Here is a 12,509-nt window from a genome sequence, read left to right as displayed (position 1 = left end):
ATGCCTATGGAATGATCTTGTAGCCGCCGTTTTCCGTCACCAGAATTTCAGCGTTGGAAGGATCGCGCTCGATCTTCTGGCGCAGGCGATAGACGTGGGTTTCGAGCGTGTGGGTGGTGACGCCGGAATTGTAGCCCCAGACCTCTTCGAGAAGGATATCGCGGGTGACGACCTTCTGGTCGGCGCGGTAGAGATAGCGGATGATCGCCGCTTCCTTTTCCGTCAGGCGGATCTTCTGGCCGTCTTCCGTGGTCAGGAGCTTCTGGCTCGGCTTGAAGAGATAACGGCCGACGGTGAAGGTCGCGTCCTCGCTCTGTTCATGCTGGCGCAGCTGCGCGCGGATGCGGGCGAGCAGCACGGCGAAGCGGAAGGGCTTGGTGACGTAATCATTGGCGCCGGCTTCGAGGCCGAGGATGGTGTCGGAATCGGTGTCGTGGCCGGTCAGCATGATGATCGGCGACTTGAAGCCGTTCTTGCGCAGCAGCTTCACGGCTTCGCGGCCATCCATGTCGGGCAAGCCGACATCCATGATCAGGAGATCGACGGGTGCGGCGCGTGCGGTCTGCACGCCCTTGCCGGCGTTCACTTCCTGCAGAACCGTGAATTCTTCGTAAAGCGACAATTGCTCGACCAACATTTCGCGCAGGTCGTTATCATCATCCACCAGTAGAATGGTGCGTGCGGTCATGCCGTTCCGGTCCTCGTTCGTTTGCCTCCCAAGTCCTACGCCAAATTGCGTTTTTAGCAAGTCGGGAGGCGGCTCAGGCTTGGTCGTCCAGTTGAAACTGCTATGATTTCAAATCAAATCACGTGCAAAGCAAAAACATGTGAGAAAAATGGAAAAAACAAGGGTAGGCGGTAATCGAGCCGCTTCCACAATCGTCGTGCGCCCCGCGCCGGGAAAGCCGACGCGGGCGCTGGTGCAGATCGGGCCGCTGACGGTGCCGGCGGCGATCGGCAGATCCGGGCGCAGTGTACTGAAGCGCGAGGGGGATGGGGCGACGCCGATTGCCGCCATGAAAATCCTTCATGGCTTCACGCGCGGCGATCATGTCCGCTTCCTGCGCACGCCCCTGCCTATGCGGCGCATCCGCAAGGACATGCTCTGGTGCGACCAACCGGAGGATGCCAACTATAACAGGCTCGTCAAGGCGCCTTTCAAGCCGAGCCATGAGGAGATGCGGCGGCATGACGGGCTCTATGACATCTGCCTGGTGCTCGACTGGAACATAGGCTCGCGCCGGCGCCACCGGGGCTCCGCCATTTTCTTCCATCTGATCAAGCCCGGCTACGAGCCGACCGCCGGCTGTATCGCCGTCAGTCTCAGGGACATGCAGCGCGTCATCGGCTTTTTGCGCAGGGGCACGACAGTTCGCGTCCTTTGATGGTCGTGCCGGGGTGATAATCGGGCGGTCCCGCCTTATATAGGTTTCCGGAGGGCGCATCGGTTGCGATGCGCGGGGAAATCCCAGGCTTGTCGTTCGGGTTCGTTCGCGCCTTCACTCCATCCACGCCCAAGTCATTTGGAGAGATATTGTGACCAATCAATCGACAATCACTTTCAACGACGGCAATTCCATTCCGCAGGTCGGCCTCGGCGTCTGGCAGACGCCGGAAAACGTCGCACCCTCGGCGGTCAGCACCGCATTGAAGGCCGGCTATCGTCATGTCGACACTGCTGCCATCTATGAGAACGAAGACGGCGTCGGCGAGGGCATGCGCCAATCCGGCGTTGCGCGCAAGGACATCTTCCTCACCACCAAGCTCTGGAACGACGAGCAGGGCTTCGATTCGACCCTGAAGGCTTTCGATGCAAGCCTGAAGCGGCTCGGCACCGATTACGTCGATCTCTATCTCATCCACTGGCCGGCGCCGCGCCGCGACTGTTACGCCGATACCTGGAAGGCGTTCCTGCGTCTCAAGGAAGAGGGCCGCGCCCGCTCGATCGGCGTTTCCAACTTCGCCAAGGAGCATCTCGACCGCATCATCGGCGAAACCGGCGTGACGCCGGTGCTGAACCAGATCGAGTTGCATCCGACCTTCCAGCAGAAGGCGCTGCGCGAGGTGCACGACAAGCTCGGCATCAAGACCGAGTCCTGGAGCCCACTCGGCCAGGGCAAGCTTCTGACCAATGCCGTGATCGGCAAGGTCGCCGCCAAGCACGGCCGCACGCCGGCCCAGGTGATCATCCGCTGGCACATCGACAACGGCCTGATCGTCATCCCGAAATCGGTAACCCCGAGCCGTATCGAGGAAAACCTCAAGGTGTTCGATTTCAAGCTCGATGCCGAGGATCTGGCGGAGATTGCGAAGCTGGATTCGGCTGGTGGACGTATCGGGCCGGACCCGGTGACGGCGACGTTCTGATTGGATGGATTGGCGGAAATTCCGCCTGTGTCAAAGAGGCCCGGAGCTTACGTTCCGGGCCTCTTTGAGTTTGGAGGCTATTACTTCGGAAGAGCTCCGATTTGTTGCATCAGTCCAAGAAGGTCGGGTTGGCCATACTCCTCCACGATCTGGCCGTCGCTCAGATGGTAGATGTTGAGAGCCTGAACCGATATTTGCTTTCCGGTGGCGGGAACCCCGAAGAAGGTTCCTTTGTGCGTCCCGTGCATCATGAAGCGCACGGCGATCTTGTCCTGTTCGGTCACAGTTTCCTGAAGCGTCCACTGTATGTCCGGGAAACCGCCTCGCATCATATTGATGATTGCCATGTAACCGGATGGTCCTTTCATCGGTTCGGGACGACCCGGCACGAAAAAGATCGCATTCGGAGAGACAAGCTCTTCGGCCATTGTGGCATCGGCAGTATTTATGAAGTCGACGAAGCGCTTCATGAACTGGTTGTTCGTGTCAGTCATCTGGCACTCCCTTGCACGCTGATTGTTAAATTTGCCCCAATGCTCTCAGACCTGAACCCAGGCGGGCGCCACGGAGGGACCTTTGCCGAGGAAGAAGCCGAAGTGGATGTTCATCTCGCCAATGGGTTCGATGAAGCGGGCATTGGTTAGCTCCCCGGCATTGACGGGCTCGAAGCCGATGGCTTTGGCGATGTTCGATACGGTTTCCTTTGCCGGCTCGTCATTGCCGGCGACGAACACCTGCAGCGTCTTTCCGTTGCGTGCCTCGATCGGCAAAAGAGTCGCGAATATCGTGTTGAAAGCCTTCACCACGATCGCCGCGGGCGCCAGCGCCTGAATTTCCTCGGCCGCCGACGTCGAATGACCGATGAGCAGTCCCCGGTAGTCGGCCGTGATGGGGTTCGAGATGTCGACGAGCACCTTGCCCTTGAGGTCTCCCGCTGCCTTCAATGTCTCTGCTATGGCGCCATAGGGCAGAGCCAGAATGGCGACATCCGCCAGCTTGACGGCCGCTCCAATCCCGCCTCCTTCGACATTCGCGCCCAGTTCGGCCGCCAATTCGGCGGCCTTTGCTGGATCGCGGTGGCCGATGACCAGTTCATAACCCGCTTCGGAGAGCACGCGGGCAAGACCTGCTCCCATGTTGCCAGTGCCGATAATTGCGATTTTCATGTCCGTCGTTCCTTTGTGATTGCTGACGGCATGAATAGGATTATTCTCATATCGGGATAAATAGGCGCTTTTACTCTATACTTGAAATGGATTGTTTCTAATGGATCGGTTCTCCAGCATGAGCATCTTCGTCAAAGCCGTCGAGCTGGGGTCGTTCAGTGCTGCTGCCGATGCCTTGAACATGTCGCCGCAGCTTGTGGGCAAACATGTGCAATTCCTGGAGCATCATCTGGGTGTCCGGCTTCTGAACCGGACCACCCGCCGGCAGCACCCGACCGAAGTCGGCAGCCTGTTCTACGAGCGTTCGCGCAACATACTGGCCGAAGTCGAATCCGCAGAAGCCTTGGCGGCGGAAACGCGAGCGATCCCCCGGGGAAAGCTGAGGGTCAGCGCCCCTGTGACCTTCGGAATCAATGCCCTTGCCCCCAAATTGCCCGAATATTTGAAGGCATATCCGGAGGTTTCGATCGACCTGTCACTGTCGAACCGATTGGTTGACTTGATAGACGAGGGATATGATGCAATCTTTCGCGTCGGGGAATTGTCGGACAGCGGATTGATCGCCCGGCGCCTGGATCCCTACCGACTCATCATCTGTGCGGCCCCGACTTATCTTGCCTCTTGTGGAACGCCACGCACACCAGGCGATCTCGCAGATCACGAGTGCCTGATCTTCTCGCATACGCGATTGAGAACGCATTGGGCTTTCGAAGGACCGGACGGATATGTCGACGTTCCCATATCGGGGCGGTTGACGGTCGACAGCGGCGAAGCCTTGCTTCAGGCGGCGGTGGCGGGGCTTGGGATCATTTTCCAACCCCTCGAACTGATCCGTGCGAGCCTCGAATCGGGGCAACTGGTGCCCATTCTGCCGGAGTACAGGATACCGACGCGCCCATTGCATGTTCTCTATGCCCCTGATCGTCGCATCACTCCGAAATTGCGTAGCTTCCTCGACTTCGTGTCTTCGGAGTTTGGCAGGGAGGCCGCCTCGTAGGGGAGATATTCTAAAAGCCGGCTAAATACTTTCTAAGCAAGGCATCGAGCGCCGCCTTCTCCTCTTCCGTGAGGCTCGACACGAGCCGGGCCTGCGTCGCGACATGGGCAGTCACCGCGGCGTCGATCAGCGCAAAGCCCTTTTCGGTCAACGACACCAGAAAGCTCCGGCCGTCATCCGGATTGGCGCTGCGGGTGACGAGGCCTGCTTTTTCCAGTTGATCGATACGGTTGGTCATCGTGCCGGAGGTCACCATCATGGTGGCGATCAGGTCGTTGGGGGAGAGGGTGTAAGGCGCGCCCGAGCGGCGCAGGGTCGCCAGCACGTCGAAAGCGGCACGGTTCAGATCGAACTGTGCAAAGGTCTTGCCCATCTCCTGGCCAAGGTGGTGAGCGAGGTTTCCGATGCGGCCGATCAGCCCCATCGGGGAGACGTCGAGGTCGGGCCGTTCGCGGTGCCATTGGGCGAGAATTTTGTCGATGCGATCCATGGGGAGACATCGCCATGGAATTATCTTGACGTCAAGGTATTTTGGATTATCTTGAGGTCAAGATAAATTCCGAAGGCTCTGAGATGACCCGCAATTCCGACCTGCTGCTGACCGCGATCGCGCCGGCGATCTGGGGCAGCACCTATCTGGTGACGACCGAACTCCTGCCGGCCGGCTATCCGCTGACGGTCGCCATGCTGCGCGCCTTGCCGGCGGGGTTGTTGCTGCTCGTTATCGTGCGGCGATTGCCGCATGGCATCTGGTGGGCGAGGTCTCTGGTTCTTGGCGCGCTGAATTTCTCGGTTTTCTGGTGGATGCTGTTCATCTCGGCCTACCGCTTGCCGGGCGGGGTGGCGGCCACCGTCGGTGCGGTCCAGCCGCTGATCGTCATCGTGCTGGCGCGCTTGTTGCTCGGCTCGCCGATCCGTGGCCTTTCGGTTATGGCGGCGATTGCGGGTATCGGCGGCGTGGCGCTCCTCATTCTGACGCCGCAGGCAACCCTCGATCCCATCGGCATTGCGGCGGGCATTGGTGGCGCTGTCTCCATGGCGGCGGGCACAGTGCTCAGCCGCCGCTGGCGGCCGCCTGTCTCGCCGTTGACCTTCACCGCATGGCAACTGACGGCCGGAGGCCTGCTGTTGCTGCCATTCGCCCTGATGCTCGAGCCGCCGCTTCCGCATCTGACGGGCGCCAATGTTCTGGGTTTTGCCTATCTCGGCCTGATCGGCGCCGCGCTCACCTATATTCTCTGGTTTCGCGGCCTGTCGCGGCTGGAGCCGTCGGCGGTCTCGCCGCTCGGCTTCCTCAGCCCGACGACCGCCGTGATCCTCGGCTGGTGGGTGCTGGGTCAGCAGCTCAGCCCGATACAGATATTCGGCATTGTCATCGTGCTTGGCAGCGTCTGGCTCAGTCAGCGGGCGCAACTGGCTCCGTCTATTGAGAAATCAGCGCTCACCGAGCCTTCCACGCTTGCGACGAAGCGATAGAGCCTGCTCAAGTCCAACAAAAAAGGCGGCCCGGAGGCCGCCTTTTGCAGTCGATCAGTTGAAACCGATCAGTTCCACTCGCGGATATCGACGAAGTGGCCGGCGATTGCCGCTGCCGCTGCCATGGCCGGTGACACCAGATGGGTGCGGCCCTTGAAGCCCTGGCGGCCTTCGAAGTTGCGGTTCGAGGTCGAGGCGCAGCGTTCGCCCGGCTTCAGGCGGTCGTCGTTCATGGCAAGGCACATGGAACAGCCCGGCTCGCGCCAGTCGAAACCGGCGGCCTTGAAGATCTTGTCGAGGCCTTCGGCTTCCGCCTGTTCCTTGACCAGACCGGAGCCCGGTACGATCATCGCGTCGACGGTGGATGCCACCGTCTTGCCTTCGACGACCTTGGCAACAGCGCGCAGGTCTTCGATGCGGCCGTTGGTGCAGGAGCCGATGAAGACGCGATCGATGTTGATCTCGGTCATCGGCGTGCCCGGCTTCAGGCCCATATAGTCGAGCGCGCGCCACTTGGAGGTGCGCTTGTTCTCGTCCTGGATCTCGTCCGGGTTCGGAACGATGCCCTGGATGGAGACGACGTCTTCCGGTGAGGAGCCCCAGGAAACGATCGGCGGCAGGGAAGCGGCGTCGAGCACGACGACGCGGTCGTAGTGCGCGCCTTCGTCGGACCCCAGGGTCTTCCAGTAGGCGATCGCCTGTTCCAGGGCTTCGCCCGTCGGCGAGCGCGGCTTGCCCTTGATGTATTCGAAGGTGATGTCATCAGGGGCGATGAGGCCGGCGCGGGCGCCGCCTTCGATCGACATGTTGCAGATCGTCATGCGGCCTTCCATCGACAGCGCGCGAATGGCTTCGCCCGCATATTCGATGACGTAGCCGGTGCCGCCGGCAGTGCCGATTTCGCCGATGATGGCCAGGATGATGTCCTTGGCGGTGACGCCCGGCGGCAGCTGGCCGTCGACGCGCACCAGCATGTTCTTCGCCTTCTTCTGGATCAGCGTCTGGGTCGCCAGAACGTGTTCCACTTCAGACGTGCCGATGCCGTGCGCCAGCGAGCCGAAGGCGCCGTGGGTCGAGGTGTGGCTGTCGCCGCAGACGATGGTCATGCCGGGCAGGGTAAAGCCCTGTTCCGGGCCGATGATGTGGACAATGCCCTGGCGCTTGTCGCTTGCCGAATAATATTCGACGCCGAATTCGGCGGCGTTGGTGGCGAGCGCTTCGACCTGAATGCGGCTTTCCTCGTTCTTGATGCCGAGGTGGCGATCGGGCGAGGTCGGAACGTTATGGTCGACGACAGCAAGCGTCTTTTCCGGGGCGCGGACCTTGCGGCCGGTCATGCGCAGGCCTTCGAATGCCTGCGGCGACGTCACTTCATGAACGAGGTGACGGTCGATGTAGAGAAGACAGGTGCCGTCGTCCTGGCTGTCGACGAGATGGTCATCCCAGATTTTATCGTAAAGGGTACGTGGAGCGCTCATGGCTACAGATCCATATTGGCATTGTCGAAATGGGGGTTGACGGATCAGGACCGCCGGCCTCGGGAGTGATCAGCGAAGTCGGCTGTTGAGCGCGCCCGAAATCATCGCAAAGAATCGTGCCGGCAGGCGCTTGTGGTCCTGCAGCACAAAAATCGTGACGAATTGTCCGTCTTTGCTCATGATCCTAGTCATGGCGTTGCTCATATCAATTTTCCGAAGTCTCGGCAATGCTGACGTTTGGCCGCAGTGGAACGTGATGACGCCCCACGTCAGCGCATATGCCGCTCCCGCATCCGCTTCTCGAACTTACGCAGCACCAGCGACAGGCCGATCGTCAGGATCAGGTAGATATAGGCGAGGATCGAGTAGCTTTCAAAGTAGCGGAAGGAGCCGGACGAATAGATCTTGGCAAACTGGGTGATGTCGGCGACGCCGAGCACCGAGACCAGCGAGCTGTCCTTGACCATTGCGATGAAATCGTTGGAGAGCGGCGGGAAGATGACGCGAAACGCCTGCGGCGCGATGACATGGCGGAAGCGCCGGTAGCGCGACAGGCCGAGCGCCTTTGCCGCCTCGATCTGGCCGGGATCGACAGACTGGATGCCGGCGCGGAAAACCTCGGCGATGAAGGAGGCATAGGCGATCATCAGCGCCGCGATCGCCCGCCACATCAACGGCACATCGCGCACCACGAGAGGTTCGATCCAGCCGGCGGAGATGAGGGGAGCGGTGACGGCGTTATAGAGGGCGACAAAGGCGGGCGCGCCGACAAAGGCGATGTAGGACAACAACACCAGGATCGGGATGCCGCGAATGACCTCGACATAGAAGCGGGCGATCTGGCGCAGGATCAGGCTGTCGGAGATGCCCAGCAGCGCAATGCCGAGGCCAAGTGCCATCGCCAGCGAGAAGGCGACAAGCGTGACGAAGATGGTGGTGCCGATGCCCTGGACAATCGTCGTGAAGACTTGGGCGTAAAGATCGCTGGTGACGATGGCGACTGCAGTGGCAATGCCGATGAGAATAAGGACGACCAACCACCAGGGAAAGTCGTCCTTGCTATGGTGCCCGCTCGGGCCTGCTTGCAGCGCCATCAGAGCGGGCTTCCGGTTTCAGACTGCATCCGGCTTACTGGCCCATCTTGTAGTCGAGGAACCATTTCTTGTTCAGCGCCTCGAAGGTGCCGTCAGCCTTCAGGCTGGCGATGGCGGCATTGACCGGGGCGACGAGATCGGAGCCCTTCGGGAAGATGAAGCCGAAATCCTCGGTGCCGAGCGGGCCGCCGATCAGCTTCAGACCGCCATTCGAGGTGTCGACATAGCCCTTGCCGGCGGTGCCGTCGGTCAGAACGGTGTCGACGTCGCCGGTCTTCAGCGCCTGCACGGTGGCGCCGAAGGTTTCGAACAGCTTGATGCGCGGGTTCTGCTCATTGCCGTCGAGCACTTCGTAGACGGCGGTGTAGAAAGGGGTCGTGCCCGGCTGCGCGCCGACCAGGCCATCCTTGAAGGCGGAGAAGCTCTTGGCGTCGGTGAAGCGCTTCTCGTCGCCGCGCACCAGCATGAACTGCTGCGAGCGCATGTAAGGATCGGAGAAGTCGACCTTCTGCTTGCGGTCTTCCTTGATGGTGATGCCGGTCATGCCGATATTGTACTGGCCCTGGGAGACCGCCTGGATCATCGCGTCCCAGCTGGTGTTCTGGTACTCGACCTTGAAGTTCAGCCGCTTGGCGATCTCGTTCATCGCGTCATATTCCCAGCCGATAGCCTTGCTGGTCTTGGGGTCGACGAATTGCAGCGGCGGATAGGCATTCTCGGTGACGACGACGACGGTCTTGCCGTTGAGGTTCGGCAGGTCGGCGGCGAAGGAGGCGAAAGGTGCAAGCACGAGGGCGGTGAGGCCCAGAAGAAACGAACGACGGAATGCCATGGAAATTCCCCTTATAGTGTGTTGGAAAATTGTCATATTTTTAAAGCCGATGGCAAGGCTATTGCCATGGTCGTCACGATAAAAACAGAAAAGCCGCTCCAAAGCCGATGGCTTGTGGAGAATTTTTCTTCGCGCCCAGCCGCCCTTGGTCGCCCCCAACGAAAAAAGGCGACCCGAAGGCCGCCTTGATGTCCGCAATCCGAAAGGATCGAGATTTATTCTGCTGCCGGCTCAGCGGCGGCGGCTGCTTCCGCAGCAGCTGCTGCTTCGGCTGCGGCCTTTGCTTCGGCGGCTTCAGCTGCTGCCTTTTCGGCTGCGAGAGCCTGGGCTGCGGCAACCTTTTCAGCTTCGATGCGAGCCTTTTCAGCGAGAAGGGCCTGACGCTCGGCGTCGTTGAGCTTGCGGGCGCGGGTACCGGTGTTTTCAACGATACGGGCAGCCTTGCCGCGCAGATCGCGCAGGTAGTAGAGCTTGGCGCGACGGACCTTACCGCGGCGAACGATTTCGACGCTTTCGATCATCGGCGAGTAAACCGGGAATACGCGCTCGACGCCTTCGCCGTAGGAGATCTTGCGGACCGTGAAGTTTTCCTGCAGACCGCCGCCGGAGCGGGCGATGCAGACGCCTTCATAGGCCTGAACGCGGGTACGGGTGCCTTCCGTGACCTTCACGTTGACGCGAACGGTGTCGCCTGCGGAAAAGTCGGGGAGCGTGCGCTTGGCTTCGATCTTGGCAGCCTGTTCGGCTTCCAACTGCTGAATGATGTTCATGTTATCAACCTCGTTGTTGCTTCAACAGCCAGAGCGCCCTAAGTGCTCTATCCTTGGTCGGACCCTTAAGATCTCGCCTTGGATATATGCCTATAAAGGCAGGGGCGAATGCGTCTGCTTTTCTTTGGTGGTTGATGGGAAATTTCCCATGCCGGGCGCGCACATACCCTATTGCTGCGGGTTTGTCACCCCTTGGCGGGGAATTTCATGCGCGAAAGGCTGCTTTTCCGGGTTTTCGCTGTGTGAGCGGCGCCCGGGCGACTTAAATGCCAAGAGATGGCTGTCTACGTCGAATTTGGTGTCCGTGTCAAAAGACCTAAGCAACGATCCATTCCAGCAGCGCGTTCTGCGCATGCAGGAGAAAAGCCTTGGCCGCTCTGCTCTGGCAAGTCGAGTGGTTCATCGCTTCCGTCGTGACTTCCTGCCCCCTGGCAACTGGCGGGCAAGGGAGGAAGATCGTGTCGGGGCGGCATTGGTCGAGGATGGCAGCCGATATCCGGTAGTCTCTTAGCTCGGCTTGCGCCGTATCGTCCGGCCAACAGTCCGTGATGATCACGTCGGCGTCCAGCAGTTCTTTCATATCGGTGCCGGTGCTGAAGTTCGCGTTCGAAAGATCCCGGTCGCGGACGTGCCATTTCTCCGGATAGACCTGCGTGACCTTGATCGGCAGGGCGAGCGACGCCTCGACCCATGATCGCAGGATGTTGGCATCGGGCGCGACGCCGACGACCTTGAGGCCACCGACGTGGCCTCTTCGGCTTTTGATATAGGCGAGGTCGCCCAGCGTTTCGCAAGGGTGGTTCGATTTGGTCCGGGCATTGATGACGGGCGCGTCTGCGGTCGCCGCCAGTTCGCGCAGGGCGGTCAGCAGCTTTGTGCGGACGATCAGGACATCGAACCAGTTGTCGAGATAGCCGGCGAGGTCGGCGGTCTCCTCACGCGCATTAAAGCTGATCGGCGCCGGCACGCAGATGCCGCCCATTGCCTGTACGCCAAGGCTGAAGGCCGTGGTGTTCCGCCAGCCGCTGTCGTCGGCGATCAGCGCGACATGCTTGCCCTCCAGGCTTTGCGGCATACGGCGATCGGCCCAGGCGCCGGCCAGGACGTTGGCGCGGTCGAGAAGCGAAAGAATGATGTCGGATGGCAGATCATGGAATTCGAGAAAGCTTTTTCCGGTTCTGCCTGGCATCTTCGCTCCGATACGTGAGACATGTCCATGGTGCCATTAGCACCTGAAAAACGTCGGCTCGCAAGAGCACTCAGCGGTCATTCGATAGTCTACGAAACAAACCCCGCATCGGCTTTTGGCAGCCACCGGGCAATTTGCTCTGGCGTAAGATTTCCTCCGCACAATATCGTTGCAACCCTGGCCCCTTGCATGGTCGCGGCCGTCGCCAATACACCGGCCAGCCCCGCAGCGCCTGCCGGTTCAACAAGCCGGTTCCACCTGGAATGCGCGAAGCGCATGGCATCGACTATGCAAGCATCGTCGACAAGCACGATGTCATCGATCGTCGTGGCCAGCCAATCGACGGCAACCGGAACCGGATCGCGCACGGCGATCCCATCCGCAATCGTCGTTGCCTTATCTGTCGGCACGGGTTTGCCTGCCTGCCATGAAAGCTGCATGCAGGGAGCACCTTTCGCGGCGACGGCGATGACTTTGGTGGCGGGCGATGCCGTCTTGAACCAGCAGCCGATCCCCGCTGCCAGCGCACCATTTCCGAGGGGCACAAAAACGGCATCGATATTGGCGAATGCCTCGGTGAGTTCGGCCGCGATCGTTCCGGCGCCTTCCGCGATGCTGGCGCTTGCACCATCCTCCACGAACGTCGCCCCGCTTTCTAAGGCGTATTCCCGGGCTCTTGCTTTCGCCGCGTCGAAGTCATCCCCAAACAGAATGACCTCCGCTCCGAGCCTGCGCATAGCCTCGATCTTCAGCGGGTTAGCCGAAAGGCTGGCGAATACCGTCAGCTCCCGGCCCGATTTTGCGGCGCCATAGGCAAGCCCTTGGCCAAAATTGCCTGCCGACGCTGTGACGAGCGGTCCTTTCTCCGCGCTTGTGCACGCCAGATAATAACCGGTGCCCCTGCCTTTGAAGCAACGGATCGGATTATCGGTTTCATCCTTGGCTGCGAGCGTCAGGCTGAGTGTGGCGTCGGTGAGCAATGCCGAGTTCAGGAAGATCGGATCGATCCGACGCCTGGCATCTGCGATATTCGAAAAAGATAGCTGAGATTGTTTTGTCATGAGGGCAATGATAGATCTCATTGGCGCGGAAAATCATCGATATATGCGGTAATTGCGCTGTTCTTCTGCATGAAATGTC

The 12,509-nt window shown here is 60.3% G+C and carries 15 protein-coding genes; 4 read left to right on the top strand and 11 right to left on the bottom strand.

Annotation, left to right across the window (positions count from 1 at the left end; translation table 11 throughout):
* Positions 1-4: 4 nt before the first annotated feature.
* Positions 5-688 (bottom strand): response regulator transcription factor, encoded by a 684-nt coding sequence (locus AC1RO0_RS20435; protein ID WP_007694554.1) that lies wholly within the window; start codon positions 686-688, stop codon positions 5-7.
* Positions 689-836: 148 nt separating this feature from the next.
* Between AC1RO0_RS20435 and AC1RO0_RS20430 the strand changes: the two genes are divergently transcribed.
* Positions 837-1,385, top strand: coding sequence for a L,D-transpeptidase family protein (locus tag AC1RO0_RS20430; protein ID WP_498594623.1), 549 nt, complete (start codon positions 837-839; stop codon positions 1,383-1,385).
* 151 nt (positions 1,386-1,536) lie between these two features.
* The gene (locus AC1RO0_RS20425; RefSeq protein ID WP_498594622.1) at positions 1,537-2,367 is read left to right on the top strand and encodes an aldo/keto reductase; all 831 of its coding nucleotides are present in this window, start codon (positions 1,537-1,539) and stop codon (positions 2,365-2,367) included.
* An 80-nt stretch (positions 2,368-2,447) separates the two neighbouring features.
* Here AC1RO0_RS20425 and AC1RO0_RS20420 read toward each other — a convergent pair whose 3' ends face one another.
* Together AC1RO0_RS20420 and AC1RO0_RS20415 are read right to left on the bottom strand one after the other, a co-directional pair.
* Positions 2,448-2,861 carry an ester cyclase gene (locus tag AC1RO0_RS20420; RefSeq protein ID WP_498594621.1) on the bottom strand — a complete coding sequence of 138 codons (414 nt, stop codon included), beginning with the start codon at positions 2,859-2,861 and terminating at the stop codon, positions 2,448-2,450.
* A gap of 45 nt (positions 2,862-2,906) precedes the next feature.
* Positions 2,907-3,569 (bottom strand): NADPH-dependent F420 reductase, encoded by a 663-nt coding sequence (locus tag AC1RO0_RS20415; protein WP_498594728.1) that lies wholly within the window; start codon positions 3,567-3,569, stop codon positions 2,907-2,909.
* A 64-nt stretch (positions 3,570-3,633) separates the two neighbouring features.
* On the opposite strand from AC1RO0_RS20415, the gene AC1RO0_RS20410 reads away from it, so the two are divergent.
* Positions 3,634-4,530, top strand: a complete 897-nt coding sequence (locus AC1RO0_RS20410; RefSeq protein ID WP_498594620.1) for a LysR family transcriptional regulator — start codon at positions 3,634-3,636, stop codon at positions 4,528-4,530.
* Positions 4,531-4,540: 10 nt separating this feature from the next.
* Here the strand turns inward: AC1RO0_RS20410 and AC1RO0_RS20405 are convergent, their stop codons facing one another.
* Positions 4,541-5,020, bottom strand: a complete 480-nt coding sequence (locus AC1RO0_RS20405) for a MarR family winged helix-turn-helix transcriptional regulator (RefSeq protein WP_498594619.1) — start codon at positions 5,018-5,020, stop codon at positions 4,541-4,543.
* Positions 5,021-5,103: 83 nt separating this feature from the next.
* Here AC1RO0_RS20405 and AC1RO0_RS20400 point away from each other — a divergent pair, with 83 nt between their 5' ends.
* Positions 5,104-6,006, top strand: coding sequence for an EamA family transporter (locus tag AC1RO0_RS20400; RefSeq protein ID WP_498594617.1), 903 nt, complete (start codon positions 5,104-5,106; stop codon positions 6,004-6,006).
* A gap of 68 nt (positions 6,007-6,074) precedes the next feature.
* Here AC1RO0_RS20400 and leuC read toward each other — a convergent pair whose 3' ends face one another.
* From leuC to AC1RO0_RS20365, 7 genes are all read right to left on the bottom strand, one after another.
* Entirely contained in the window at positions 6,075-7,484 is a 1,410-nt protein-coding gene (gene leuC, locus AC1RO0_RS20395; protein ID WP_498594616.1) for a 3-isopropylmalate dehydratase large subunit, read from the bottom strand.
* A 69-nt stretch (positions 7,485-7,553) separates the two neighbouring features.
* Positions 7,554-7,688 (bottom strand): hypothetical protein, encoded by a 135-nt coding sequence (locus AC1RO0_RS20390; RefSeq protein ID WP_007693803.1) that lies wholly within the window; start codon positions 7,686-7,688, stop codon positions 7,554-7,556.
* Between the two features lie 65 nt (positions 7,689-7,753).
* Positions 7,754-8,578, bottom strand: a complete 825-nt coding sequence (locus AC1RO0_RS20385; protein WP_498594615.1) for an amino acid ABC transporter permease — start codon at positions 8,576-8,578, stop codon at positions 7,754-7,756.
* A 34-nt stretch (positions 8,579-8,612) separates the two neighbouring features.
* The gene (locus AC1RO0_RS20380; protein WP_498594614.1) at positions 8,613-9,410 is read right to left on the bottom strand and encodes a basic amino acid ABC transporter substrate-binding protein; all 798 of its coding nucleotides are present in this window, start codon (positions 9,408-9,410) and stop codon (positions 8,613-8,615) included.
* A 215-nt stretch (positions 9,411-9,625) separates the two neighbouring features.
* Positions 9,626-10,180 carry a 50S ribosomal protein L19 gene (gene rplS / locus AC1RO0_RS20375; protein ID WP_498594613.1) on the bottom strand — a complete coding sequence of 185 codons (555 nt, stop codon included), beginning with the start codon at positions 10,178-10,180 and terminating at the stop codon, positions 9,626-9,628.
* A gap of 316 nt (positions 10,181-10,496) precedes the next feature.
* Positions 10,497-11,369 carry an ornithine carbamoyltransferase gene (locus tag AC1RO0_RS20370; RefSeq protein ID WP_498594612.1) on the bottom strand — a complete coding sequence of 291 codons (873 nt, stop codon included), beginning with the start codon at positions 11,367-11,369 and terminating at the stop codon, positions 10,497-10,499.
* Positions 11,370-11,458: 89 nt separating this feature from the next.
* Entirely contained in the window at positions 11,459-12,430 is a 972-nt protein-coding gene (locus AC1RO0_RS20365; RefSeq protein ID WP_498594611.1) for a threonine ammonia-lyase, read from the bottom strand.
* Positions 12,431-12,509: the final 79 nt, after the last annotated feature.

It is taken from the genome of Rhizobium sp. GW821-FHT14E12, assembly GCF_058803745.1.
Note: the sequence above shows the minus strand (reverse complement) of the source record. Positions and strands in the feature narration are given on the sequence as shown.

Bases quoted from the DNA above. Each gene is read 5' to 3' on its own strand.
- AC1RO0_RS20410 (WP_498594620.1), top strand. From the start codon at position 3,634: ATGGATCGGTTCTCCAGCATGAGCATCTTCGTCAAAGCCGTCGAGCTG.
- AC1RO0_RS20370 (WP_498594612.1), bottom strand. From the start codon at position 11,369: ATGCCAGGCAGAACCGGAAAAAGCTTTCTCGAATTCCATGATCTGCCA.
- AC1RO0_RS20365 (WP_498594611.1), bottom strand. From the start codon at position 12,430: ATGACAAAACAATCTCAGCTATCTTTTTCGAATATCGCAGATGCCAGG.
- rplS (WP_498594613.1), bottom strand. From the start codon at position 10,180: ATGAACATCATTCAGCAGTTGGAAGCCGAACAGGCTGCCAAGATCGAA.
- leuC (WP_498594616.1), bottom strand. From the start codon at position 7,484: ATGAGCGCTCCACGTACCCTTTACGATAAAATCTGGGATGACCATCTC.
- AC1RO0_RS20430 (WP_498594623.1), top strand. From the start codon at position 837: ATGGAAAAAACAAGGGTAGGCGGTAATCGAGCCGCTTCCACAATCGTC.
- AC1RO0_RS20405 (WP_498594619.1), bottom strand. From the start codon at position 5,020: ATGGATCGCATCGACAAAATTCTCGCCCAATGGCACCGCGAACGGCCC.
- AC1RO0_RS20435 (WP_007694554.1), bottom strand. From the start codon at position 688: ATGACCGCACGCACCATTCTACTGGTGGATGATGATAACGACCTGCGC.
- AC1RO0_RS20420 (WP_498594621.1), bottom strand. From the start codon at position 2,861: ATGACTGACACGAACAACCAGTTCATGAAGCGCTTCGTCGACTTCATA.
- AC1RO0_RS20400 (WP_498594617.1), top strand. From the start codon at position 5,104: ATGACCCGCAATTCCGACCTGCTGCTGACCGCGATCGCGCCGGCGATC.
- AC1RO0_RS20380 (WP_498594614.1), bottom strand. From the start codon at position 9,410: ATGGCATTCCGTCGTTCGTTTCTTCTGGGCCTCACCGCCCTCGTGCTT.
- AC1RO0_RS20390 (WP_007693803.1), bottom strand. From the start codon at position 7,688: ATGAGCAACGCCATGACTAGGATCATGAGCAAAGACGGACAATTCGTC.
- AC1RO0_RS20385 (WP_498594615.1), bottom strand. From the start codon at position 8,578: ATGGCGCTGCAAGCAGGCCCGAGCGGGCACCATAGCAAGGACGACTTT.